This window comes from Streptomyces sp. NPDC037100 (assembly GCF_055606225.1).
In genome coordinates this window covers 1-24778 of sequence record NZ_JBVJSX010000012.1, presented here as the reverse complement: position 1 = coordinate 24778, position 24778 = coordinate 1, and the positions used below count along the sequence as shown (strand labels likewise).

Genomic DNA, 24778 nt, shown 5'->3' with positions numbered 1-24778 from the left:
GAAGGCCGGCTTGCAAGATCGTCGGAGTACCCCTCGTGCCTTGCGGCATTCCGCTCCGGACACCGCGCCCCTTCCGGACGACAAGGGACATGCCTGCCGCTGGGGTGGGAACGTGCTGTCTGCTGCTGCCCGGCGACCTCACCGACCCGGAGTTCTGCCGAGCGGCCGTCGAACGGACGGTGGCGGAACTCGGGGGCCTGAACATCCTGGTGAGCAACGCGGCCTACCTCAACAGCAAACTGGAACTGGAGCAGTTGACCGCGGAGGACTTCGACCTGACGTTCAAGACGAACGTCTACGCGTACTTCCACCTGCTCATGGCCGCCCTGCCGCATCTGGGGCCGGGCGACGCGGTCATCGCCACCGCGACCGAGGAGGCCCTCAAGGGCAGCACCACGATGATCGACTACGCGGCGTCCAGGGCCGCGCTGATCACGCTGACCAAGTCCGTCGCCGTGCACCTGGCCAAGCGCGGGGTGCGGGTCAACGGCCGACCTGGACACCCCTCAACGAGGCGGATCCGCACATGCCGCCGGACGTGCTCGCCCACATCGGCAGCGAGGCCCCGCTGGGACGCGCGGCCCAGCCCGAGGAGATCGCGCCGACGTACGTCTGCCTCGCCTCCGACGCCGACTCCAGCTACACCGTCGGCGAGGTCATCGCGGTGACCGGCGGCATCGTCGACACGCGGTAGCCCGGCTCACACCCCGGCGGGCAGGGGCTGTTCCGCCCAGATGGTCTTGCCCGTGGCCGTCTGGCGGCTGCCCCACCGCTCGGCGAGCTGGGCGACGAGCAGCAGCCCCCGCCCGCCCTCGTCGAAGACCCGGGCCCGGCGCAGATGCGGCGCGGTGCTGCTGCCGTCGGACACCTCGCAGATGAGGGTCGCGTCGCGGATCAGCCGCAGCTCGATGGGGGCGCCGCCGTACCGCAGCGCGTTGGTGACCAGCTCGCTCACGATCAGTTCGGTGGCGAACTCCGCCTCGGTGAGCCCCCATTCGGCCAGCTGCTCACCCGCCATCTTGCGCGCCCGGGCCACGGCCGCAGGGTCCGGTGGCAGCTGCCAGGTGCGGACCTTCCCGGCGTCCAGCGAAGTCGTCCGCGCCAGCATCAGCACGATGTCGTCGTCGGGCCGGCCGGTCAGCAGCGTGCGCAGCACCTGCTCGCAGGTCTCCTCCAACGCGTCCACGGGGCTGCTCAGCGCCTGGCGCAGCAGGGCGGTACCGACCTCGATGTCGTGCCCGGGCGCCTCGAGCAGACCGTCGGTGTAGAGGGCGAGCAGGCTGTTCTCCTCCAGCTGGATCTCGGAGGCCTCGAACGGCAGGCCGCCCACGCCCAGCGGCGGCCCGGCCGGCAGGTCCAGGAACCGTGCGCCGCCGCCGGGCGTGACCAGCGCGGGCGGCGGATGCCCGGCACGGGCCATGGTGCAGCGGCGGGACACCGGGTCGTACACGGCGTACAGGCAGGTGGCGCCGACCTGCCCCGGCGTCTCCTCCGCCCCGCGCACCTGCGGGCCCTCCTCCCGGTCGAGCCGGATGACGAGGTCGTCCAGCTGGGTGAGCAGCTCGTCGGGGGCGAGATCGACGTCGGCGAGCGTGCGTACCGCGGTCCGCAGGCGGCCCATCGTGGCCGACGCGTGGATGCCGTGGCCGACCACGTCGCCCACCACCAGGGCCACGCGGGCGCCGGACAGCGGGATCACGTCGAACCAGTCGCCTCCGATGTCCGCACCGGACCCGGTCGGCAGATAGCGGTAGGCGATGTCCATCGCCGCCAGCTCCGGGAGCCGCTCGGGCAGCAGGCTGCGCTGGAGCGTCAGCGCCGTGCGGCGCTCCCGCGTGTAGCGACGGGCGTTGTCCACGCTCACCGCGGCCCGGGCGACGATGTCCTCCGCGAGCAGGAGGTCGTCCTCACTGAACGCTTCAGGGGTTCGGTGGCGCAGGAAGTGCACCATGCCCAGGGTCACGCCCCGGGCGCGCAGCGGCACCATCATCACCGAGTGGATCAGGTACCGGGAGACGGTCTCGGCCCGGGCGGGGGAGGACTCGAGCCACGCGAGGAGATCCGGATCCCCCGGCCGGTGCCGCGCGCCCCGCTCGGCGGCCAGGGTCCGCAGCGGAAGCGTCCCCACCGGGTAGCGGATCGCGCCGCCCGGCGCCACCACCGACTCCGGGCAGCCTTCCAGTACCGACCGCTGCGCGCTGCGGCGCAGCGTGACCGGCGTGTCCGGCGGCAACGGCCCGGGCTCGTCACCCCGGGCCACGGATTCCAGCAGATCCACGGTGACGAAGTCCGCGAACCCCGCGGTGACGGTCACCTCGGCCATCTCCTCAGCCGTGCGGGTCACGTCCAGGGTGTTCCCGATCCGCAGACTCGCCTCGTTGATCACCGCCAGCCGCCGTCGGGCCCAGGACTGCTCCGTGGTGTCGAAGACGGTGGCCGACACGCCCTGGACCGTGCCGGTCTCGTCCTTCAGCGGTGACAGGAACATGGACCACGCGTGCGGCCGGATCTCGCCCGGGGCCTTGGCGTGCTCCTCGTGGAAGATCATCTCGCCGGTGCGCAGAACCTCCCGCTGAAGGCGTTCATAGGTGTCGAAGGGCGGGTTCGGCTCGATCTCCCACAGGGTCAGGCCCTTCATCTCCTCCTCGGACCTGCCCATCACCTCCGTCATGATGTCGTTGGCGCCGACCAGCCGGGCATCCCGGTCGTAGACCGCCACCGGCACGGGGAGCTGGGCGAGCGTGAGGTCCCACAGGGGCAGGGGCCCGTGCGCGGCCCGCGGGCACGCCGGTACGGTGCCGGTCACGAGCCAGAGCCGCCGGCCCTCCGCGTCCCGCAACGGTGTCCCCCGCAGCCGGACCACGACCCGGTCGCCGTCCTGGTGCCGCAGCGCCACCTCGCCGGACCACGGCCGGCCCTCGGCCACGTGCCGCCGCGTGGACTCGGGGAGGTCAGTGCTGAGCAGGTCGGTGACGGGCCTGCCCACGAGTTCGGCGGGTTCGTGCCCGAGCAGGCGGCGGGCACCGTCGCTCCACACCATGATCACCCCGCCGGCGTCGACGACGACCGCCAAGTCCTCCGGTACGCGTCCCTGCACGGTGCCTCCGGATGTACCGCACCTGCCTACTCGGTCCCTGCACCGATTGTCCCGCTACCGGCTCGCTGAGGCTCGTCTGCCGGGAGGCGCCACTGTGACCAGCACGTACGTCCAGATCGCCCCGCGCCCCTTCCGCCCGGCGGGGGCCGCCCGGTCCGCTCAGCCGGCCAGGCGTTCCACCAGCAGGAACCCGCCGATGGCGATCATCATCGCGCCGGACACCCGGGTCACCGCCCGGGCCGCGGAGGGCCTGGTGCCCAGGACGGTGCGGGCGAGGACTCCGACGGTGAGGTAGACGACGGCGCAGGCGGTCATGTGCAGCGAGCCGAGCAGGCCGGTCTGGCCCGCGACCGGCCAGGCACCCGCGGGGTCGATGAACTGCGGGAACAGGGAGAAGTAGAGCAGCAGGGCCTTGGGGTTGAGGCCGCTGATCCCGATCCCCCTGAGCAGGACCCGCGCACGGGAGGACCCCTCGGCGCCAGGTTCCTCCGCGCCGGCCGTCAGGGCCGCGGGCTGCCGCAGCACCCCCCAGCCGAGCCACACCAGATAGCCGGCCCCGGCCATGGTCAGCGCGGTGAGCAGCGTCCCCGAACTCGCCACGATCACCACCAGTCCCGCCACGGCGAGCAGTGTGTAGCCCGCGTATCCGGCGACCAGCCCGGCGACGGCCGGCACCACCGACCGGTCCCGCAGACCGGCAGTGATCGCGTAGGCCCAGTCCGCGCCGGGGGTGAACACCAGCAGGAGATCCACTGCCAGGAAGGCCGCCAGCGTGGTCGTGTCCATCGATCGTTCCCTCTCACGTGCTGTGGTGCGAGAGGAAGGCTAGGCCGGATCTGCCCGAAAGTGTTCCTTTCTTTTCTCCTTGATCGCGGTATCTGAGGCAAAATCTTCTCCATGGATGCCATGGATCGAAAAATTCTCACCGAGCTGCAGCTGGACGGCCGTCTCACGGTCACCGAGCTGGCGGCGCGCGTGCAACTGAGCGTCTCGCCCTGCCACCGCAGGCTGCGCGATCTCGAACGCGACGGTGCGATCCGCGGCTATCGCGCGGTGGTGGATCCGGCCGCCGTGGGCCTGAACTTCGAAGCCCTCGTCTTCGTCACCATGCGCCTGGAGGACGCCGACACGGTCTCCGCGTTCGAAGAGGCGGTGGCCGCCGTCCCGCACGTGCTCCAGGCCCAGCGCCTGTTCGGCGACCCCGACTACCTCCTGCGCGTCGCCGCCACCGACCTGACCGCCTTCCAGCAGCTCTACGACCAGCAGCTCGCCCGGCTCCCGGGCGTCCAGCGCCTCAACTCCACCCTCGTCATGAAGCACGTCGTCGACGACCGCCCGCTGCCCGGGTGAGAGACCCCAGCGGGCCGCCGACCTCAGCCGGCCAACCCTCCGGCGAACGGCATCGACCGCCACCGCTCGACGGCCGGCCCCAGCGCGTCGACCAGCAGCGGCAACTGCGGCGCGAGCGCGAGACAGGCCACCGCGCGGGACATGCCCACCGCGTTGACGACCCGCAGGACGTCCTTGTCCCTCCCCGCACCGACGGCGGCGGCGAGGGCGCGGGACGTACGGACGGACATCTGACCAGGTGTCATCAACCCTTCCATGCGCCGATGGTGTCACGCCGGGAACCGAAGGGCACCCGGTCATGGTGCACGGCCCGCGTGTGCGCTCCAGGTCAACCACCGGTGCGCTGTCAGGCAATTGGAGCGTCCGCGCCCGGCCTAGCGTGACCATGTCCCTTGCACCAGCCGCCCGGAAACGAGGAAGCAGCACATGCCCTACATCACCGTGGGCCAGGAGAACTCCACCGCCATCGACCTGTACTACGAGGACCACGGTTCCGGTCAGCCGGTCGTCCTCATCCACGGTTTCCCGCTCGACGGGCACTCCTGGGAGCGGCAGAGCGCCGTCCTGCTCGACGCCGGCTACCGCGTGATCACCTACGACCGGCGCGGTTTCGGCCAGTCCGACCAGCCGACCACCGGCTACGACTACGACACCTTCGCGGCCGACCTGAACACCGTGATGGAGACCCTCGACCTGCGGGACGCCGTCCTCGTCGGGTTCTCGATGGGCACCGGCGAGGTCGCCCGGTACGTGTCCCGCTACGGCACGGACCGGGTCGCCAAGGTCGCCTTCCTCGCCTCCCTGGAGCCCTGCCTGCTCAAGTCCGACGACAACCCGGAAGGCGTCGCTCCGAAGGAGTTCTTCGACGGCGTAGTCGCCGCGGTGAAGGCCGACCGCTACGCCTACTACACGGACTTCTACAAGGACTTCTACAACCTCGACGAGAACCTCGGCACGCGGATCAGCGAGGAGGCCGTCCGGCACAGCTGGGACGTCGCCGCGGGCGGCGGCTTCTTCGCCGCGTCCGCCGCGCCCGCGACCTGGTACACCGACTTCCGCGCCGACATCCCGGCGATCGACGTGCCGGCCCTGATCCTGCACGGCACGGGCGACCGCATCCTGCCCGTGGAGGGGACCGCGCGCCCGTTCCACAGGGCCCTTCCGGCCGCGGACTACGTGGAGATCGAGGGCGCACCGCACGGCCTGCTCTGGACCCATGCGGAGGAGGTCAACTCGGCGCTGCTCGCTTTCCTGGCCAAGTGATCGGACTCTTCCTCCGATTCTTCCTGCACCGCCCCGGGGCGGCATGGTGACATCGTCAAGGCCGGCAGCGGGTCCCGCCCGCCGGCCTTTGATGACGTCCAGGGGGGAATCCAGGTGTCCGTCGTCCTGTCCACCGCATCACTGCCGGCAGCCGACCGGGAGGAGTGCTGGCACCACGCGGTGTCCCGGACCTTCATCCCGCTCGATGTGCGGCTCCTCGAGGACGATCCGTCGCCCGGCAGCATCGTCAGCCACCGGCTGGGTGCCTTAGGGGTTTCGCAGGTGCAGGCGGGCCCGCAGGTCGTGACCCGCAGCAGGCGGCTGATCGCCCAGGACGGCAAGGAGTTCCTCATCCTCACCCTGCAGCGGCGGGGCAGCGCCCTCAAGGAGCAGGACGGGCGGGAGGCCCGCATCGGGCCGGGCGACTTCTCCCTCTCCGACTCCTCCCGGATGTTCCGGAAGAAGGTGCAGAACGCGTTCTGCTTCACCTCCTTCCACTTCCCCCGGGAGGATCTCCGGGTGCGTGACGAGGATCTGCGGGCGCTGACCGCCACGGCGTTCTCCGCCCGGGAGGGCAGCGCCGCCCTGGTGGGGACCTACTTCGCGCGTCTGGCACGCGAAGCGGCGCATCTCGACGCCCTCGCCGGCCGCCAGTTCGCCGCCACGGCGCTCGACCTGCTGGCGCTGCTGATCAACGAGCGGAGTGGCCACTTCGTCCCCCAGGCACCGGAGACCGCCGCGGCCACCCTCGTGCGCGTCAAGGACCACATCTCGCGCCACCTCGCCGATCCCGGCCTGGCACCGCCCGGGATCGCCGCGGCGCACTTCATGTCGGTCCGCTACCTGCACAAGCTGTTCCAGGCGGAGGGCGTGACGGTGGGGGAGTGGATCCGGACGCAGCGGCTGGAGCGGTGCCGCCGCGATCTTCTGCGCGCCCCGGCCCCGGGGCACGGGGTCGCGGCCGTCGCCAGGCGCTGGGGCTTCACGAGCCCCAGCCACTTCAGCCGTGCTTTCCGCGCGGCCTACGGGACGACGCCCCGAGAGTGGCAGCTTCACGGCCTGTCCGGCGCAGGGGAAGGTGACCGGTCGCCGGACGCGGCGGAGCGGGAACGTCCCGGCGGACCGGTTGGCGGACCGGTTCGGTGCCCATGAATGCGCCCCCAAGATCGGCTGGTGCTGGCGGAACAACCGGCACACCTGGCTGGGTTTCGCCTCGGTGACGGGCCGCAGGGGCTGCGGCCCGTCAGTGCGGCTGCGGCCCGTCACCGCGTCCCGCACGCCTCTCGGCAGCGTGTCGGGCGAGGCCCTGACCGGCTCGGCGGGCCGGGCCCCGGGCCGGGCCGCGCGGGCGGCGGCGAGGAGGCCGGCGTGCGCCGCCTCGCTCCCGGGCCGGGCCGCGCGGGCGGCGGCGAGGAGGCCGGCGTGCGCCGCCTCGTCCAGGTCCAGGCCCTGGGCGAGCGCGGTGACGGTGCCCCGGTGCGGACGCCGGCTCCGGCCCCGCTCCATGTCGCCGATGGCCCGCCCCGAGATACCCGACGCCTCGGCCAGTTCCTCGATCGTCAGCCGGCGACTCTGCCGTAACGCGACGGACGCAGCAACCGGCCGAACGGCGCCGTGATCCCCACCCCGGTGCCCACCGCGCGATGATACGGGGACGACCGGCGGTCACGCGGCCGAGGGATGCCCACCCTCGCCCGGGACTCCTGTCTCCCTCACTCCGGGTCGAGAGGATGGAGGGGACGAGGTGACGGAGGGATCGAGGCAATGGACGTGGCAGCCGCCGCCGGGGACCTCCTGGCGTCCCTGGCAGCGCGGGGCGACGCGGACTTCGCGGCCGGAACGCAGCGGTACTTCCCGCAGGAGATCCGTGCCCTGGGGGTGAGCAACGCCTCCGTCGCCGAGGTCGCCGCCGACTACTTCCGTGAGCGGCCGGACATCCCCCCGGCGACGCGCCTGGCCCTGGCGGAAGAGGTGCTGTCACGCTCCTCGCACCACGAGGAGGTCCTGCTGGGTTTCGCGCTGCTGCACAAGGTCGCGAGGGCAGGGCTGGGCGACGAACTCCTCGACCGCTGTGAGTACTGGCTCGAAACGTATGTCTCCAACTGGGCGCAGTGCGACGACCTGTGCCTGAAGCTGCTGTACCCGTTCTTCCGCGGGCACCTCGACCGGATCCCGCAGACACGGCGCTGGGTCGCGTCCCGGTCGCCCTGGGCGAGACGCGCCGCGAATGTGGCCGTCGTGAAGTTCGTCCGGAGAGCCGTGGGGCGGACGGTGTTCGAACTTCCCCTGTCGCACGTCTTCGACAACTGCATCCGGCTCATGCACGACGAGGACGTGTACGTGCAGAAGGGCTGCGGCTGGCTGCTCAAGGTCACCGCCGAGGTCCATCAGGACGAAGTGGCCGCATTCCTGCGCACGTGGCACACCCGAATGGCCCGCGATACCTTCCGGTACGCGATCGAGAAGATGGATCCGGAAACGCGGGCTTCCCTGATGGCGCTGGGCAAGAAGGCCCACAGGTGAAGCCGGCCGCCGGTATGCGACGACAATTGTTCACAAAGGGAGAAGTGAGTCGTGTTACTCCTGGAAGCGCAGCCGTACGTCGGTCATCATTGCGAATCGACATCCCTGGTCAACCTTCTCCGGCAACACGAGATCGACTTGTCGGAGTCGCTCGTCTTCGGCCTCGGCAGAGGTCTGTCCTTCACCTACTGGCGTACCAGGCAGATGCCGACGCCGTTCCTCGGTGGCCGGATCAAGCCGGATCGACTGACCGCCCATCTCACCGAAGCGCTCGGTCTTCGACTGACCGTCAGGGAGACCTCCTCGGAAAAGCGGGCCCGTGAACAACTGCTCCAGGAGCTCGACTCGGGGACTGTGGTCGGTCTCAAGCTCGACCGCTACGACCTCGACTACTCCACGGACGACTACCGGTTCGCGGCCCACTACGTCGCCTGCGTCGGCTACGAGGACGACCGGTTCGCCCTCGTGGAGACCAGGCCGCTGGGGCTGCGGTGGGCCTCCGGTGCGTCCCTGGCGCGTGCGCGCAGCGCCCGGGGCCCGATGAGCTCACGCAACCTCTCCTTCACCATCGCCCCTCCGCAGGGCCCGCTGCCCGACCTCGGCGAGGTCGCCCGCCGGTCCGCCAGGGCCACAGCGGAAAGCTTCCTGAACCCACCGATCTCCAATCTGGGGTTCAAGGGCATGCACAAAGCGGCCGAGCTCATGCCCGGCTGGATCGACGACCTCGAATCCCCGCAAGAGGCGCTCGTCGAGATCTCCACGATCATGGAGGAGGGCGGGACCGGCGGCGGTCTCTTCCGCACCCTGTGGGCGGAGTTCCTCGCCGAGACCGCCGAACTCACGGGTGCGGGGGAGTTCCACGACCTTTCGGACGCCTACCGCGCGGTGTCGAGGAAATGGACTCGTGTGGCGGAACTCCTCCGCGAGGCGGGAACCACCAGGGACCGGCGCCCGGTCGAGCGCGCGTCGGCACTGGTGCATGAACTCGCGGAGGAGGAACTCCGCCTGATGCGGCGGCTCTCGGACTCTGCCTGAGCCCTGGCCGCTCACTTCGTTGTCTCGTGGAGGAACGCGGTGAACAGGGCCGGCGCGAGCACGGTCAGCACCTCCACCAGCCGGCTCCCGGCGCTGAGCGCCGTACTGATGAGGGTGGATCGGAGGGCGTCGACACCTCGTGCCCGTACCACCCAACCGGCCGCCGGACCGCGGAGCCGACCGGGATTCCCCCGAAGGCCGGTACCGGCCCGGACGAGCGGACGCTCGTATGCCCGGCACCTGTGCGCTCTAGTCGCTCCCGCGTTCCAGGACGCGGCGGGCTGCCTCGGCCTCTGCCGCCGCCGGCGACAGTTCGTCGAGGGTGTCGAGCTCGTCGTCCGCTTCCAGTTCCCGTTCCCAGGCCGCGGCGAGGCGTTCCTGCTCCTGGCGTGGTCTGGCACCGACCGCTCGGCGGTGCTTCGGGTCCAGAGCTGCCAGGAATCGTCCGAGCGGGTCCGTGGGCATACGGGCCTCCTTGTCGTGGAGAGGGGCGCGACCTGCCCCAGCATGGCCGAACCGCTGCGACCCGACAGCTCGACACAGCCGGGGAACACCGCGTTGGCCCCTTCGCCCACCCGCGCCGGGCCCGCCGGCGCTTCGGGCAGGTGAGGGCGAACGCGTGCGGCGACCGGTCGAGAAGAGCAGATCGCTCTTCTCGACCGGTCGCCGGTCAGCGGTCGCCCGGCTCGCCGGCTGCCGGGGAAGCGTCTCCTCAGCCCACCCGGATCACCATGTACGTCTCTCCGTCCCCGGGCGGTCGCGTCCATGAACGGGTGACGAACGTGTGCAGCCGTCCGTTCACCAGAGCGTGGCGCGGCAGACGGGCGCCGAACTCCCCGGCCACCGCCTCCAGCAGCGACCGCTCCACTCCGGCCCCGCCCTCCGGGTCACCGAAGAACCTGCTCGGGTCCAGCGCCGCCGGTATCTGCCCGCTCGACCGGACCTCACCGTCCGCGTACGTGAAGGAATACTGCTCGGCGCCGTCTCGCGCCACCGAAAGGTGGAAGAACGGTTCCCCGTGTCGTGGCCGCAGGCCGCTCCACACCACCACGGCGCGGGTTCCCGCGGCGGCGGACGCGGCCGGGGAGACGAACCGCCGGCGGTCGAACGGGGCCGGATCTCCGTCGAAGGCGAAGCTCCAGCCGGCACCGGCCCGGCCGACCGCCATGAGAGCCCTGTCGTCGTAGGAGGAGAACTCACTGCGGTCGCGCAGCCATGCCCGGCGTGCCTCCCAACAGGTCATGGGTGCGCTCAGCATGCTGCCGTCGCCGTCGCCGTCGATGTCTGCGAGACGTCCGGGCACGTCCTCCGGCTCCACCCCTTCCACCAGGACGAACCGGTAGGACGTGCGGTTGTTGCCGGGGTCGGGCTCCGCCAGCCACGTCAGACCGCCCGGGTCGAGCCCGGCCGATGGACTCGGTGCCTCACCCGACTGCCCGCCCCTCGGCGTGGACAGCAGCTCCCGGCCCCGCTCCGGGGTCAGCAGCGGCCCGAGCACGGGGTCGGCCACCCAGCCCAGGGGTGCCAGGTGATCCGGTCCCAGCGGCTCCCACAGGGGCATGGCGTCGATCAGTGTCCGCCACGCCCCGTCGGTGTCTCCCCACCGCGCCGACTCCCGGGCCCGCTCGACCGCCTCCCCGAACGGTCCGGCCGCCGTGTACCGGTACGTGCCGTTGCGCATCTGACCGAGCGTCGCGTGAGCCAGTGCCAGCAAGTCCTCGTCGGCGCCCCGCAGATGGAACGTCAGGCTGGAATCGTCCCGGTAGGAGTGCGCCGCGTGCTCGGCGATCAGCGCAGGCAGCAGCTCGGACGCATACCGCTGATCCGTCGCCAGGCCGTCGAAGTGGACCATGTAGGTCTGCCCGAGCAGGCGGCGTATCTGGTCACCCAGTCCTGCGGCCCGTGGTCTGCCGTACTCCTTGGCCTCGTCCAGCGCCGTCACGGCCCGCTCCCAGCCGCCCCGCAGCGCCTCGATCCGGGCCTCCTCCACCTGCGCGTCCAGCGTGCGCGTCGTGTCGTTCACGAACACCGGCTCCTCCGCGCCGCCGTGCGAGCGCAGGCTGTGGAACTCCCGGTACACGTCCCGCATGAAGGCAGCGAAGCTGGCGTGCCGCTCGGGCGGCATGGCACGCCAGCTCGCCCACGTGTACACGGCCCACTCGCCGTCCTCGTCCACGTCCTCGGGATCCATGAGGACATAGGTGGCGTCGGACTCGACATCGAGCTGCAGCCCGCGCCGCCAGATGTCCGCCTCCCGCCGCTCCTCGGGCCCGGCGTCCTCGTCCAGATACTCGTCGAACGTGTACGCGAGTCCGGACGCGTCGGCGTGCCAGTGCGCGGACTCGGTCCCCGCCAGCAGCCACACGAACCCGCCCGCATGCCGCCACCCGTCGGTGACCGCGAGGAACGCACGGTACGACGGGGGCATCCGTCGGCCCAGGCGCTCCTCCATGGCCGCGATCCGCTCCTCGGACGCGGGTGGGAACCCCAGCCACCGTGCCTGCCGCGCGGCCTCGTCCTCCGCTCCCCGCGTCTCGTCCTCCGGCAGGGAATCCGCCCACTCCCCACTCCATCTGAGCAGGAAGGACCGCCAGTCGAATGCCGTGGTGTCCGTCATGGGACCCGATGCTGCCACCCGCCACCGACAACGCCTCGCCGGCTGCCGCGGCCGACGGTGGGTACCGACGGGCGAGCCGTTCGACCTGTCGGACATTGTTCGGAACCTCTTGACGCTGCCCCGGCCGTCGGCCGAGACTCTCGCAACACGCGTTCACCTGCGTGTAACACCAGGCCCGCGGCAAAGGAGTTGCCGTCGCCTCGTCATCTCCGCGCTCAACGCTCCGCCCTGTCCGTCATCAGCCATGCCTCAGCAGAGGACCCCAGAAGACATGACGCACGTCGCACGACTTCGCAGCCGCGCGAGACGTTGGGCGGGCCCCCTCGCCGGACTGACCGCCGCGTCGATGCTGCTCGCCCTCGCCGGCCCCGCCGTCTCCGCGCAGGCGGCCCCGGAGGCACCGGCGCCCGAAGCGGCGGACCTCACCGCGGGGCTGGCTCTGTGGTACAAGCTCGACACCGGCACCGGCGCCACCGTGAGCGACGCCTCCGGCAACGGCCGCGACGGCACGGTCAGCGGCACCGCCGACTGGTCGACATCCGGTCAGGGGCTCGCCTTCAACGGATCGGACACCTACATCAAGGTGCCGGACGACATCATGAAAGGCATGGACTCGATCACCGTCTCCATGGACGTGCTGATCGACTCCGCCCAGAGCACGCCCTACTTCCTCTACGGCTTCGGCAACACCAGCGCGGGCAGCGGCAACGGCTACCTGTTCACCACGGGAAACTCCTTCCGCACCTCCGTCGCGACGGGCAACTGGTCGACCGAGCAGACCACCAGGCCCTCCGACTCCCACAACCTGACCCGCGGAGTGTGGAAGCACGTCACATACGCCCAGAGCGGCTCCACGGGTGTGCTCTACGAGGACGGCGTCGAGGTCGGCCGCAACACCTCGGTCACCACCACGCCCGGGGCCATCGGGTCCGGCATCACCAGAGCCAACCACATCGGCAAGTCCGTCTACGACGGCGACAAGCTCTTCAAGGGCCGGATCCGCGACTTCCGTGTGTACGACCGGGCCCTGGACGGCACGGAGATCGAACAGCTCTCCCTCCCCGTCGCCACCCAGGGCGTCGCCGCCGACAAGGAGGCACTCAGCCTCGGTGACATCAGCGGCGTCACGTCCGACCTGGACCTGCCCAGGACGGGGCCGGCCGGCGGCTCCGCCGTCACCTGGGACAGCGACAACCCGGCCGTGGTGTCCGGCACGGGCAGGGTGACCCGCCCCGAGGCAGGCTCACCGGACGGCCGCGCCACGCTCACGGCGACCCTGAAGAAGGGCACGGTGACCGCCACCAAGACCTTCGACGTGACGGTCCGCCCCGCACTCGACGACGCCGCCGCCACCCGGCAGGCCGCCGAGGATCTCACGGTCCACAACCTCGACGACGCGCGCGGCAACCTCACCCTCCCCCGGAGCGGTGCCCTCGGCACGGCCGTCACCTGGTCCTCCGCGAAGCCGGACGTCGTCTCCGCAGGCGGCGAGGTCCACCGCCCCGCGCACGGCGACGGCGCCACCACCGTCGAACTGACCGCCACCGTCACCAAGGGCGAGGCGAAGGCGACCCGGGTCATGACGGCCAAGGTGCCCGAACTCCCCGCCGAGGCGGCCCTCGAGGGCTACATGTTCAGCTACTTCACCGGCGAGGGCACCTCGGACGGCGAGCAGCTCTACGCCGCCCTCAGCAAGGGCAACGACCCGCTGCACTGGCGTGAACTGAACGACGGCAAGCCGGTCCTCACCTCCACGCTCGGCGAGAAGGGCCTGCGCGACCCGTTCATCATCCGCTCCCCGGAGGGCGACAAGTTCTACCAGATCGCCACCGACCTGAGGATCTACGGCAACGGCGACTGGGACGCCTCCCAGCGCACCGGCAGCAAGTCCATCATGGTCTGGGAGTCCACCGACCTGGTGCACTGGACGAACCAGCGCCTGGTCAGGGTCTCGCCCGACAGCGCCGGCAACACCTGGGCGCCGGAGGCGTTCTACGACGCCGAGCGCGGCGAGTACGTCGTCTTCTGGGCATCGAAGCTGTACGACAACGCCGACCACACCGGCGACACCTACAACCGCATGATGTACGCCACCACCCGCGACTTCCACACCTTCAGCGAGCCCAAGGCCTGGATCGACCGCGGTTACTCGGTCATCGACTCCACGATGATCCGCCACGACGGCACGTACTACCGCCTGTCCAAGGACGAGCGGAACAACAGCTCCTCCACCCCCAACAGCAAGTTCATCTTCCAGGAGAAGAGCGACTCGATCCTGAACCCGTCCTGGACCCCCGTCGCCGAGGGCATCGGCAAGGGTGCGATGAACGCCGCCGAGGGGCCGCTGGTGTTCAAGTCCAACACCGAGGAGAAGTGGTACGCGTTCCTCGACGAGTTCGGCGGCCGCGGCTACCTCCCCTTCGAGACGACCGACCTCGACTCCGGCACCTGGACCCCGTCCACCGGCTACGACCTGCCCGCCAAGCCCAGGCACGGCACCGTGCTGCCGGTGACCCGGGCCGAGTACGACCGGCTGCTGCGCGCCTACCAGCCGGACCAGGTCGTGCGGAACGTCGAGGACGTCTCCGTGAAGACCGCGATCGGCCGGGCGCCGGTGCTGCCGGCCACGGTGATCGCCGAGTACGCCGACGGCGCCAAGCGGCCCGTCTCCGTCGACTGGGAGGACGTCCCGGCGTCGAAGTACGCCCAGGCCGGCACCTTCACCGTCACCGGCAGCCTGCCGGGCGGCGCCGCGATCCCGGTCCGGGCCGAGGTCACCGTGTCCGACGAGGGGCCGGACGTCCCGGCCGACCTGCTGCTGCACTACGACTTCGACGAGACCGGCGGCAGCGTCGTGCGTGACTCCAGCGGGCACGGCCACCACGGCACCTATGTGCGTACGCCCGCATTCGGCACCGGTGTCGACGGCGGCTCGTTCGAGATGTCCGGCGGCTCCGACTCGCCGTACGTGAAGATCCCCAACTGCGTGCTGAAGAACTCCGGCAGCGTGACGGTGTCGACGTACGCCAAGTGGAAGGGCGGCAGCAGCTTCCAGTGGCTGTTCGGGCTCGGCCCCGACAGCGACAAATACCTGTTCGCCACTCCGTCCAACGGCGGCTCCAGCCTCTACTCGGCCATCACGAAGGCGAGTTGGTCGGCGGAGTCGAAGCTGACGGCCGGCTCGCAGCTCACCCCCGGCCAGTGGCGGCACGTCACGGTGACGCTGGACGGCACCACCGGCACGATGGTCCTGTACGCCGACGGCGTCGAGGCGGCCCGCACGACGACCACCATCAAACCCTCCGAGTTGTACGACGCGGCCAAGGACTACAGCGGCTACATCGGCCGCTCCCTGTACGCGGCCGACCCCTACTTCGGCGGCGAGGTCGACGACTTCCGCGTCTACGGCCGTGCCCTCTCGGGCACCGAGGTCATGGAACTCAGCGGCAACACGGCGGGCATCGCCAAGGCGACGCACCCGGCGCTCAAGGTCGACGCGCTCGTCGACAACGCGGCCGGCACGGTCACGCTGCCGATGAAGACCGGCACCGATCTCACCGCTCTGGCACCGGAGTTCGCACTCGCCGAGGGCGCCACGATCAGCCCCGCCTCCGGCAGCGTGCGCGACTTCACCCGGCCGGTGACCTACGAGGTCACCGGGTCCGACGGCAAGAAGCGCACCTGGAAGGTCTCGGCGCTGATCATGAAGACCCCGGTCCTGCCGGGTCTGAACGCCGACCCGAACATCGTGCGCTTCGGCGACACCTTCTACATCTACCCGACGACCGACGGCTTCGAGGGCTGGAGCGGCACGCAGTTCAAGGCCTACTCCTCCACGGACCTGGTCCACTGGAAGGACCACGGTGTCATCCTCGACCTGGGACCCGACGTCAGCTGGGCGGACAGCCGGGCCTGGGCACCGGCGATGACGGAGAAGGACGGGAAGTACTACTTCTACTTCTGCGCCGACGCGAACATCGGCGTCGCCGTGTCCGACTCGCCCACCGGGCCGTTCAAGGACGCCCTGGGCAAACCGCTGCTCAAGGCCGGTGACTTCCGGGGCCAGATGATCGACCCGGCGGTCTTCACCGACGACGACGGCAAGCGGTACCTCTACTGGGGCAACGGCCGCGCCTACGTCGTCCCGCTCGGCGACGACATGACGTCCGTCGACACCTCGCAGGTCAGCGACATCACCCCGAGCGGCTACAACGAGGGCACCTTCGTCATCAAGCGCAAGGGCACCTACTACTTCATGTGGTCGGAGAACGACACCCGGGACGAGAACTACCGCGTCGCCTACGCGACCGGCCCCTCGCCCACCGGCCCGTGGACCAAGCAGGGCGTGATCCTGGAGAAGGACCTCTCCCTGGGCATCAAGGGGCCGGGCCACCACTCCGTCGTCCACGTCCCGAACACCGACGACTGGTACATCGCCTACCACCGCTTCGCCATCCCCGCAGGAGACGGCACCCACCGCGAAACAACCATCGACAAGCTGGAGTTCGGCCCCGACGGTTTGATCGACAAGGTCGTCCCGACCCTCGGTGGCATCGACCCGGTCACCGTCGTCCATGCCGGGCCGGACACCACCGGCACCGAGGGCGAGGCGATCACGCTCGCCGGTACCGTCTCCGGGGCCGGCACCCCCGAGTGGACCGTCCAGGACGGCGCCCCGTGCACCGTCAAGGACCCGGCGGCGGCCCGGACGACCCTCACCTGCACCGACGACGGCACCTTCCGGGCCACCCTGACCGGCGGACGCGGTACCGACACCGTGGCCGTGAAGGTCTCCAACGCCGCCCCGTCGATCACCTCGGCCAAGGGTCCCGGCTCGCCCGTCCCGGTGGGCAGGACCGCCGTCGTCACCGCCTCCTTCAACGACCCCGGCACGGCCGACCGCCACACCTGCACGGTCGACTGGAAGGACGGCGGCCGGCCGACGGCCGGCACGGTCACCGACTCCGGCTGCCGCGCCGCACACGTCTACGACGACGCGGGCATCCACCGGCCCGTGATCACGGTCACCGACGACGACAAAGGCACGGACACCACCACGCTCGCCGAGCTGATCGTCTACGACCGTGCCGCCGGGCCCGCTGCCGGCGCCGGCACGATCACCTCGCCGGCGGGCGCCTACCCAGCCGAGCCGCGGCTGACCGGCAAGGCGGCGTTCACCCTGGGCGTCCAGTACCGCAAGGGAGCCACTGTCCCCACCGGCAAGGCCACCTTCGTCCTCGGCTCCGCCCGGTTCACCTTCCGCTCGACCGGCTCCGACTGGCTCGTGGTGAACGGCTCCCGGGCCGTCTACCAGGGCACCGGTACGGTCGGCGGCAAGAGCGGCTACGCCTTCCGGGTCACGGCCACCGACGGCCCGGACACCCTCCGCATAAAGATCTGGAAGAAGTCCACCGGCGACGTCCTCTACGACAACAAGACCGGCGCCGGGACGAAGGGGGTCATCACCGTCGGAAACCACCGGCGCTAGGCCGGCCGGCGACAAGGGTGCGTGACAGGAATCCGACCTGGTCAGGCGCCCTTGTGCTGCGCTCCGGCCCCGCTGCCGGCGCACGAGGCACCCTCGCCGCCGGCAGGGCCCGGCCGGTCCCCTTGAAGGCCCGGCATTCGTTCGTGCCCGGGGCGCGGACGGGAGTCGGCGCCGCCGGTTGAGCGAGGCGGGCAGCGGCGGGATGCTGAAGGCACCGCCCGTGACGGGCGGCACAGGCCGTGCCGGGCGCGGCAGGAACGAAGTCGGGACACCCCATGGACAACGAACCCGACATGAACATCGGAGAAGGGGGCGTGGCGGCGCCCGAGGACGTCGCCGTCGTCATCGACGCCCGCGGTGCCGTGCTGGTGTGGAGCGCGGGAGCCGGGCGGCTGCTCGGATACGAGCCCGAGGAGGTCGTGGGACGGCCGGCTGCCCACCTGCTGTCCGCGAGGCTGCCCCTGGCGATGCGGCGCCGCCTGGCCGCCGGCGAACCGTGGACGAGTGACGTGGGACTGCGGAAGCGGGACGGAGGCCGCGTCAAGGCGCAGCTCCGGGGCACCCCGCTGGCGGACGCGCGCGGCAGGACCGCCTGGGTCGTCACCCCGGCGGCAGTGACCTACCCCGGCGGGCCGACCGAAGAGGAGCCGACGGAGCTGTGGGACCTCACGCTCGCGCAGCTTCCGCTGCCGGTGGCCGTCTACGACCGTGAGGCGCGGTTCGTGACCTGCAACCAGGTGATGAGCCGTGCCATGGGGCTCACCCCGGACGAGATGAGGGGCAAGACGCTATGGGAGATCTACCCCACCCCGCCCCTGGACGAGATCGACCGCCTGCAGCGGCAGGTGCTGCGCACCGGCGAGATGATCGTCCGCGAGGAACAGCCCTTCCGGGCCTCCGGTGAGATCCGCGATCACGCCTGGTCGGTCTTCCTGTCCCCGCTGAAGAACGGGGCGGGGGAGACGCTGGGAATGTCCGCCCTGGTGATCGACATCACCGAGCAGTACTGGGCCCGGCGGCGCCTGGTGGTGCTCAACGACGCGAGTGCGCGGATCGGCAGCACCCTGGATGTGACGCGGACGGCCGAGGAGCTGGCCGAGGTGGCGGTGGACGGGTTCGCCGACTTCGTCACCGTCGACCTGCTGGAGGCGGTCGCCCAGGGCCATGAGCCGCAACCGACACCACCCGGCACACAGGTCGTCTTCCGCCGTACCGCGCAACGATCGGTGCTGCCCGGATGCCCGGAATCCGTGGTCCCGGAGGGCGGGATCGACATCTGCCCGCCCAGCTCGCCACCCGCGCAGGCACTGATCACGGGCCGGGGCGCCGTGTACCGGATGGGCGATCCGCTGCTGGGCGACTGGTCGACGGCCCACCCGGCCCGCGCCGAGAGCGTGCGGAGGTTCGGAATGCACGCGGTGATGATGGTGCCGCTGCGCGCCCGAGGCGTCACCCTGGGTGTGATGCACCTGGTAAGGCACCGCACCGCGGACCCCTTCGGTGAGGACGACCTGCTCCTGGCCGAGGAGATCGCCGCACGGGCGGCGGTGAGCATCGACAACGCCCGCCGTTACACCCGCGAGCGTCACACCGCGATCACTCTCCAGCGCAGCCTGCTGCCGCCCGGGCCGCCCCGAGCGCAGGCCCTGGACCTCGCCCACCGCTACTTTCCCGCCGGCTCGGGGGACGAGATCGGCGGCGACTGGTTCGACGTCATCGCACTGTCCGGGGGCCGGGTCGCACTGGTGGTGGGCGACGTCGTGGGCCAAGGGGTCCACGCCTCGGCCGCGATGGGCCGCCTGCGCACCGCGGTCCGCACGCTCGCCGACGCCGACTTCGCGCCCGACGAGCTGCTCACCCGCCTGGACGACCTGGTCATCCGCCTCGACCGTGACGAAGGCCCGGACACCCGTGGTCAGGGGGAGGGGACCTCGGCAGAGGTCGGGGCCACCTGCCTCTATGCCGTCTACGACCCCGTCGCGGGCCGGTGCGACATGGCCCGGGCCGGGCACCCGCCGCCCGTCCTGGTTGACCCCGACGGGACCGCGCGCGTCCTGGACCTGCCCGCCGGGCCACCGCTCGGCCTGGGTGGCATGCCGTTCGAGGCCGCCCGGATCGACGTGGGCGAGGGCAGCCTGCTGGCCTTCTACACCGACGGCCTGGTCGAGACCCCCGGCCGCGACATCGACGTCGGACTGGAGCTGCTGAGCGAGGCGCTGCGGCGGCCGGCCGCCGGCCTGGAGGAAACCTGCGAAGAGGTGCTCCGCAAGGTGCGGGCCGAGCCCGCCGCCGACGACATCGTTCTGCTCCTGGCCCGGATCCGTGGTCTCGGCACCGACCGGGTACGCGTCTCGCGGCTGCCCGTGGATCCCGCGGCCGTCGCCGGGGCCCGCCGGATGGCGAGCGAACAACTGGCCGCCTGGGGGCTGGCCGAGCTCGAGTTCCCCACGGAGCTGATCGTCAGCGAGCTGGTCACCAACGCGATCCGTTACGGCAACGCTCCCATCGAGCTGCGCCTCATCCGCGCCGATGTCCTCGTCTGCGAGGTCTCCGACGGCAGCAGCACCGCCCCGCTCCTGCGCCGCGCCCGGGTCTTCGACGAGGGCGGCCGCGGACTGCTGCTCGTCGCCCAGGTCGCCGAGCGCTGGGGCAGTCGTCACACCGCGGAGGGCAAGACGATCTGGGCCGAACAGCCCCTGCCGGATTGACGACTTCAGGGGAGGGTCTCGACGCGACGGTCCTGGTCCGGCGGGTCACACCCCGGCCGTCGGTGACTCACCCGCCGTTCGCCGGGGCGTGAGGACCGGAACTCCCCCTTGGTGCCGCCAGGGAACACGTCTCGACACCATTCGATGCGCTCTCTGTCATTGGACTCACCTAGGATGACATCCTGAAGGCGGCAATGTGTCACGGCGGACGACACCCGTTGAACTGCGCGGCAGCGGGGCCTGGAGACCGGTTCGCAGGCACCGTCAGGCGGCGGCGGATGTGCTCGAGACAGCCGGTGTGACCCCCTCCATGACGTACCGACAACCGTCACCGTTCTGGCGAAGGTCACGGGAACCCGGTAGCCGGAGGCCACCGCGCATGGACGACGCAACGGACAGGACAGCGGAGATGAGCAGCGTAGTCGAGCGCTACCAGGCACTCGAGGAGCACCTCGCAGGCGGCCGCCAGGTCGTGATGACGGACGTGCTGGACGTGCCCGCGGGCGAGCTGCGGCAGGCGAACGAGCACGACGTCGCGGTCCTGCTGCTGCTCGGTGAGTTGTGTGCCCGCATGGACAACGGCACATCGGCCGCGGCCGTATTGCTGGCAACGGCCGACAAATACGTCAACACCTCCTTCTTCTACACCGGAAGGATCCTGCCGCGGACCCGGGAGCTGATCGAACTCCTCGACCGCGCCGTACGCGAGCGATCGTTCGAGCTGCTGATGGAGGTGGCCGACCACCTCAGCCAGGGGTGGGCGAAGTACACCGACTCCATGTTCCCGACCGCATTCGCCCGGCTCGCCGAAGAGGCTGGACTCGAAGGGAAAACCGAGTCGTTCTCCCGTGTTTCCTTCGTGTTGTGGCGCGATGGTCTGGAGGCCGCCGCCGAGAACGACCCGGAGCGAGCACTGCCCCTCTTCAGGGACTCGCTCGAGCGCTACCGGAAGTACGGCTACTACGCGGACGCGTCCTGGCTTCACACGGACCTCGTCATCGCCCATCTGCTCGCCGGGTGTAAGGAAGAAGCCGACGCCGAGCTCGAGGCGCAGCGAACATACGTGGAAAAGGTGCTCGAAGCGCACCCGGTCGTCGCGTCGGAGCCGGGACGGTCGTTCGCCTTCCATCTGGGCGACGTGCAGAGCGGCGGCTACAGCACGTTCGTGGAGTCATCGGTCCTGCGCCCGACCGAGCTGACCGCGCGCGACCGCGAACTCCTCATGCGCTATGTCCGCACCAGCGAGTTCCTCATCTCCGCCTGCCGGTACGGGGTGCAGCGCGACTTCGACGCGGCGCTCGACACCTTCTCCTTCGGCTGGGGCACCTATCAGCAGTCGCCCTACCCGAGGATGTTCCGGCACCTCGCCGACAGGTACCTGGAGGCCCCGGGGACGTGGAACGTCCATCTCACGGCGTACGAACAGTGGCACCGGATGCTGCGCACGTACCGCGTCCGGGTGCGGCCACGCGTGCTCATCGACACGGCTGTGACACTGCATGACCGTCTGAAATACGCCGAGTTGCACAGCTGCGCCTCCCTCGTCCTGCTGGACACCGCCGTACTGCACTCCCGGCTGCACGGCAGGGGGGAGTCGGTGGACTGGATCACGCGCTATCTGCAGGATCTGCGGCCGACCCTGCCGGACGTCCTGGGCGCCGTGGCCGACTACCTGCAGGCACCGCGCGGTACGGAGCGCCGCCAACTGCTCAGCCGCTACATCGGACTCCGGGCCGGGCATCTCGTGCCGGAGTTTCTCTCCCTCGACCTGGGCGAAGAGCAGCTGCCGCAGCCCGACCGGCTCGAGGTGACGCTCTACGGCCGGCTGCTGTCGGTGGAGGGAGTCACCGTGCACGAGAACGCGCCGCAACCGCTCATCGACACCCTCCGAGTACTGGGCCGGGACTTCTCGGAAAGCATCGCGCAGGGAACCGCTGTCCCCTTCCTTTCCGCTGCCGAGCTGTCGGACCGTACGAACCGAACCTCCGCTGCACTGGCCCAGACGGTACGTCGCTTCCGTAGTGCCTGTCAGGAGCGCTTCAGCGAAGTGGCGGACTACGACATGGCCCAGGACGCCGTGATTCAGGGACGCCCCGGCTACCGGCTGAATCCGCAGAGCATTGCCCGCTTCACCGAGTATTCGACTGACACACCCGACGCCGACTGACCGAGTGGAGAAGGCCTGGGTCCCGGTCGGGGTGAGCCGGCCCCGGCCCTGGCCAAGGCTTGTCCCGCAATGATCGAAGTGTCAGGAAGCTCTGCGGCCGGGGCTCCTCGGTCTGTCCGGCAAGGGCAAGGTTGTGGAGGCGGGTGATGCGGAGCATGGCGTGGTGGACGCCGTCGCCCTTGAGGCGGACGTCACGGAGGATCTTCCAGCCCTTCATCCGGGCGAAGGTGTGCTCGACGCGGGCGCGGACCCTGCGGTGCCTCGCGCACGGCACGGGCGAAATGCTTGATCTCTGCCACGAGTACGTCCCAAACGACAGGTGAGGTCCAGAAGTCCGGCGCGAACACGGAACCGGTCCGCCAGCCCTCAGCTGAATGCCCAGGCCACCCGAATACGGACAACCGTACCAACTGATGCGAGGCCTCCCGCCGGGCCCTGCTTTACGGGACGCCCCTCAGCGCAGCAGGGAGAACTTCTTCGTCAGTGGGTCGACCGTGTCGCGCGGGCCGAAGACGGACACGCCGTAGTAGTCGAGTTCGCTTTCCGGTGTCCGGCGCATGCGCTCGAGCTGGTCGGCATAACTGCCCCCGGTCATCTGCCCGGTGAAGTCGGTGCTCAGAAGTCCGGCCGCGGACGCTTCGCCGCGCAGTCGACGCAGCCAGGCGGGGCGGCCTTCGAGTACGACGAGCGAGAGTCCGGAGACAGGCGCGTGGGTGCCCGCGTCGGCATCTCGGAAGTCGAGGAACGACATGTGCGGGAGCAGTTCGGGACGTTCGGCCGCTGCCTTCGCGACCAGACCGAGACAGAGGTGGGACGCCGCGTTCGTGGCCACGCCGGGGTCGAGCTTGGCCTTGAGGGCCACCACGAACTTGAATTCCGCGTCGACATCGTCGGGTGTTCCTACGATTCGAGTGTTCTCAAGCATGGCGTACGCTGCGGTCCTTTCTTGGTTGGGCGTGGAAAGTGAACCCGAGGAGCGGCCGCGAAACCGCTGAACCTTCGCCGGGTTCATGCGGTATCCGGGGCGGCCTTGAATGACGGCATCTTGGATCGGTTCGTACTCGGCGGATTCTCGAAAGATGTTCCGGCAGGCTTTCCGAGACCCGCGCACGGTCTGTGCGACCTCGATCGGGCCCGCGAGGTTGTACCCCGAGCCCCAGCAGGGCCTCGATGCGGTCCAAGTAGTGCTTCATCTCCTGCACCTGTCGTGCGGGCGGCCGGTCGTCCGCGCCATCATTTGTCATGTCAGTGCACTGCGATGACACATCATAGTCATACTGAGTAAGATCCATGACGCATAAGGGGCCTCAAGATCTGAGGTGCCCCGCCATCGCGACTCGTGGAAGGGCTCCCCGTGGTGATCCAGGAGCAAGACCGACTGCCGCGCAAGGAGAAGGCGAGGCTTGTGTGCGATGCCCTCGGGGTCGGCCTGGCCGTCGGCGCCTATGGCCTGTCCTACGGGGCGCTGGCCGTTTCCAGCGGCCTGAGCATCGGACAGACGCAGTTCCTGTCCCTCGTGCTGTACGGAGGCTCCGCTCAACTCGCCCTGGTGGGTACGCTCGCGGCGGGTGGCGGCGGCGTTGCCGCGGCCGCAACCGCGACGCTGCTCGGAGTGCGCAGTCTCTTCTACGGGGTGAGCCTTCGGCCGGTGCTGGATGTGCGCGCGAGGCTCCTGCTGCCCGCTGTTCATCTGCTGAGCGACGAGAGCACGGCCATGGCGACAGCCAAGCAGGCGCGCTCGGTGAGTCGCTTCGCCTATTGGGTCACCGGCTCCGTGGTGTTCCTGTTCTGGAACGTGTCCACTCTGGTCGGTGCCCTCGCCGGCTCGCTACTGGCCGACCCCAAGGTGCTCGGGCTCGATGTGGCCTCCTCCGCCGCGTTCCTGGCTCTGGTGGCGCCGAAGCTGCGTGAGCGTGCGGGCCGGTTCGTCTTCGTCCTCGCGGGACTGGTGGCCGTGACCGTGTCCCCGCTTGTCGGCTCGGGCCTGCCCGTGGTGATCGCGGGGCTGACGGCTCTGAGCGTCCTGCTGCTGCCAACGGTGCAGCCCCGACAGCAGGATGGCCGGAATATGGATGCCGAAGCGCCGGAACGCGGACCCGTGGAGGGTGTCCCGGCGGAAGGGCCGGGCACAGGGGAGCATGTGGCCGGGCGCGGAGGTGCCTCATGAGCTGGACCTGGATCCTCCTCGCGACGGCCGCGTGTTTCGCGCTCAAGCTGGCGGGACTGCTGGTCCCTGAGAGGGCGCTCGACCGGCCGGCCGTAGCACGGGTCGCGGACGTGGTGCCCGTTGCGCTGCTCGCGGCCCTCATCGCCACGCAAACCTTCGTCGACCAGCAGCAACCGGTCCTGGATGAAAGGGCTGTGGGACTTGCCGTCGCGGGTGTGGCGGTGTGGCGGCGCGCGCCGTTCCTGGTCGTGGGGGGGGGGGGGGGCGGCAACCCCCCAAGGCGTGGGGGGGTGGAACTGGGTGGTTTGGGAGAGCCCCTTTGATCCTCCGAGAGACCTCCCCCGTCTCCCGCGCCAGATTTCC

General features: G+C 70.4%; 17 protein-coding genes and 4 pseudogenes. 13 read left to right on the top strand and 8 right to left on the bottom strand.

Translation table 11 applies throughout. The annotated features are described in order from the left end of the window. Positions 1–89 precede the first annotated feature (89 nt). Positions 90–431 (top strand): annotated as a pseudogene (locus ACZ7EG_RS32025) (SDR family oxidoreductase); the annotation flags it as partial. A gap of 95 nt (positions 432–526) precedes the next feature. Further along, positions 527–694, top strand: a complete 168-nt coding sequence (locus ACZ7EG_RS32020; protein ID WP_471086573.1) for an SDR family oxidoreductase — start codon at positions 527–529, stop codon at positions 692–694. A 6-nt stretch (positions 695–700) separates the two neighbouring features. On the opposite strand, the gene ACZ7EG_RS32015 is transcribed toward ACZ7EG_RS32020, so the two are convergent. Then, positions 701–3097 (bottom strand): SpoIIE family protein phosphatase, encoded by a 2397-nt coding sequence (locus ACZ7EG_RS32015; RefSeq protein ID WP_471086570.1) that lies wholly within the window; start codon positions 3095–3097, stop codon positions 701–703. A 159-nt stretch (positions 3098–3256) separates the two neighbouring features. Beyond that, positions 3257–3883, bottom strand: coding sequence for a LysE family translocator (locus tag ACZ7EG_RS32010; RefSeq protein WP_471086567.1), 627 nt, complete (start codon positions 3881–3883; stop codon positions 3257–3259). Between the two features lie 111 nt (positions 3884–3994). Here ACZ7EG_RS32010 and ACZ7EG_RS32005 point away from each other — a divergent pair, with 111 nt between their 5' ends. Continuing rightward, the gene (locus ACZ7EG_RS32005; protein ID WP_053674366.1) at positions 3995–4447 is read left to right on the top strand and encodes an Lrp/AsnC family transcriptional regulator; all 453 of its coding nucleotides are present in this window, start codon (positions 3995–3997) and stop codon (positions 4445–4447) included. Positions 4448–4470: 23 nt separating this feature from the next. On the opposite strand, the gene ACZ7EG_RS32000 is transcribed toward ACZ7EG_RS32005, so the two are convergent. Then, a complete protein-coding gene (locus ACZ7EG_RS32000) occupies positions 4471–4692 on the bottom strand; it encodes a hypothetical protein (RefSeq protein ID WP_471086564.1) in 222 nt (73 codons plus the stop codon). Positions 4693–4873: 181 nt separating this feature from the next. Here ACZ7EG_RS32000 and ACZ7EG_RS31995 point away from each other — a divergent pair, with 181 nt between their 5' ends. From ACZ7EG_RS31995 to ACZ7EG_RS31985, 3 genes and pseudogenes are all read left to right on the top strand, one after another. Then, complete coding sequence (locus ACZ7EG_RS31995) at positions 4874–5710, top strand: alpha/beta fold hydrolase (RefSeq protein ID WP_471086562.1); 837 nt, start codon at positions 4874–4876, stop codon at positions 5708–5710. A 114-nt stretch (positions 5711–5824) separates the two neighbouring features. Then, positions 5825–6862, top strand: coding sequence for a helix-turn-helix domain-containing protein (locus tag ACZ7EG_RS31990; RefSeq protein WP_471086559.1), 1038 nt, complete (start codon positions 5825–5827; stop codon positions 6860–6862). A gap of 4 nt (positions 6863–6866) precedes the next feature. Continuing rightward, positions 6867–6941 (top strand): annotated as a pseudogene (locus ACZ7EG_RS31985) (DUF5701 family protein); the annotation flags it as partial. A gap of 251 nt (positions 6942–7192) precedes the next feature. Here ACZ7EG_RS31985 and ACZ7EG_RS31980 read toward each other — a convergent pair. Further along, positions 7193–7240: pseudogene (locus tag ACZ7EG_RS31980) on the bottom strand (hypothetical protein); the annotation flags it as partial. 234 nt (positions 7241–7474) lie between these two features. On the opposite strand from ACZ7EG_RS31980, the gene ACZ7EG_RS31975 reads away from it, so the two are divergent. Then, positions 7475–8233, top strand: a complete 759-nt coding sequence (locus ACZ7EG_RS31975; RefSeq protein ID WP_471086557.1) for a DNA alkylation repair protein — start codon at positions 7475–7477, stop codon at positions 8231–8233. Positions 8234–8284: 51 nt separating this feature from the next. Continuing rightward, positions 8285–9268, top strand: coding sequence for a BtrH N-terminal domain-containing protein (locus tag ACZ7EG_RS31970; protein WP_471086554.1), 984 nt, complete (start codon positions 8285–8287; stop codon positions 9266–9268). Positions 9269–9517: 249 nt separating this feature from the next. Here ACZ7EG_RS31970 and ACZ7EG_RS31965 read toward each other — a convergent pair whose 3' ends face one another. Beyond that, positions 9518–9733, bottom strand: a complete 216-nt coding sequence (locus ACZ7EG_RS31965) for a hypothetical protein (RefSeq protein ID WP_471086551.1) — start codon at positions 9731–9733, stop codon at positions 9518–9520. Between the two features lie 247 nt (positions 9734–9980). Further along, positions 9981–11885, bottom strand: a complete 1905-nt coding sequence (locus tag ACZ7EG_RS31960; RefSeq protein ID WP_471086548.1) for an SMI1/KNR4 family protein — start codon at positions 11883–11885, stop codon at positions 9981–9983. Between the two features lie 271 nt (positions 11886–12156). Here ACZ7EG_RS31960 and ACZ7EG_RS31955 point away from each other — a divergent pair, with 271 nt between their 5' ends. The 3 genes from ACZ7EG_RS31955 to ACZ7EG_RS31945 all read left to right on the top strand — a co-directional run bounded on the left by ACZ7EG_RS31955 (position 12157) and on the right by ACZ7EG_RS31945 (position 22248). Beyond that, positions 12157–17373, top strand: coding sequence for a family 43 glycosylhydrolase (locus tag ACZ7EG_RS31955; RefSeq protein ID WP_471086545.1), 5217 nt, complete (start codon positions 12157–12159; stop codon positions 17371–17373). Between the two features lie 275 nt (positions 17374–17648). Further along, positions 17649–20081 carry a SpoIIE family protein phosphatase gene (locus tag ACZ7EG_RS31950; protein WP_471086542.1) on the top strand — a complete coding sequence of 811 codons (2433 nt, stop codon included), beginning with the start codon at positions 17649–17651 and terminating at the stop codon, positions 20079–20081. A 409-nt stretch (positions 20082–20490) separates the two neighbouring features. Beyond that, the gene (locus ACZ7EG_RS31945) at positions 20491–22248 is read left to right on the top strand and encodes a hypothetical protein (protein WP_471086539.1); all 1758 of its coding nucleotides are present in this window, start codon (positions 20491–20493) and stop codon (positions 22246–22248) included. Between the two features lie 115 nt (positions 22249–22363). Here ACZ7EG_RS31945 and ACZ7EG_RS31940 read toward each other — a convergent pair. Together ACZ7EG_RS31940 and ACZ7EG_RS31935 are read right to left on the bottom strand one after the other, a co-directional pair. Next, positions 22364–22507, bottom strand: a pseudogene (locus ACZ7EG_RS31940) (IS5/IS1182 family transposase); the annotation flags it as partial. A 195-nt stretch (positions 22508–22702) separates the two neighbouring features. Continuing rightward, the gene (locus ACZ7EG_RS31935) at positions 22703–23173 is read right to left on the bottom strand and encodes a DUF2000 domain-containing protein (protein ID WP_471086536.1); all 471 of its coding nucleotides are present in this window, start codon (positions 23171–23173) and stop codon (positions 22703–22705) included. 429 nt (positions 23174–23602) lie between these two features. Between ACZ7EG_RS31935 and ACZ7EG_RS31930 the strand changes: the two genes are divergently transcribed. After that, positions 23603–24415 carry an AzlC family ABC transporter permease gene (locus ACZ7EG_RS31930; RefSeq protein ID WP_471086534.1) on the top strand — a complete coding sequence of 271 codons (813 nt, stop codon included), beginning with the start codon at positions 23603–23605 and terminating at the stop codon, positions 24413–24415. After that, positions 24412–24738, top strand: a complete 327-nt coding sequence (locus tag ACZ7EG_RS31925; RefSeq protein ID WP_471086531.1) for an AzlD domain-containing protein — start codon at positions 24412–24414, stop codon at positions 24736–24738. Before ACZ7EG_RS31930 ends, ACZ7EG_RS31925 begins: the two co-directional genes overlap by 4 nt. The last annotated feature ends 40 nt before the right edge of the window (positions 24739–24778 follow it).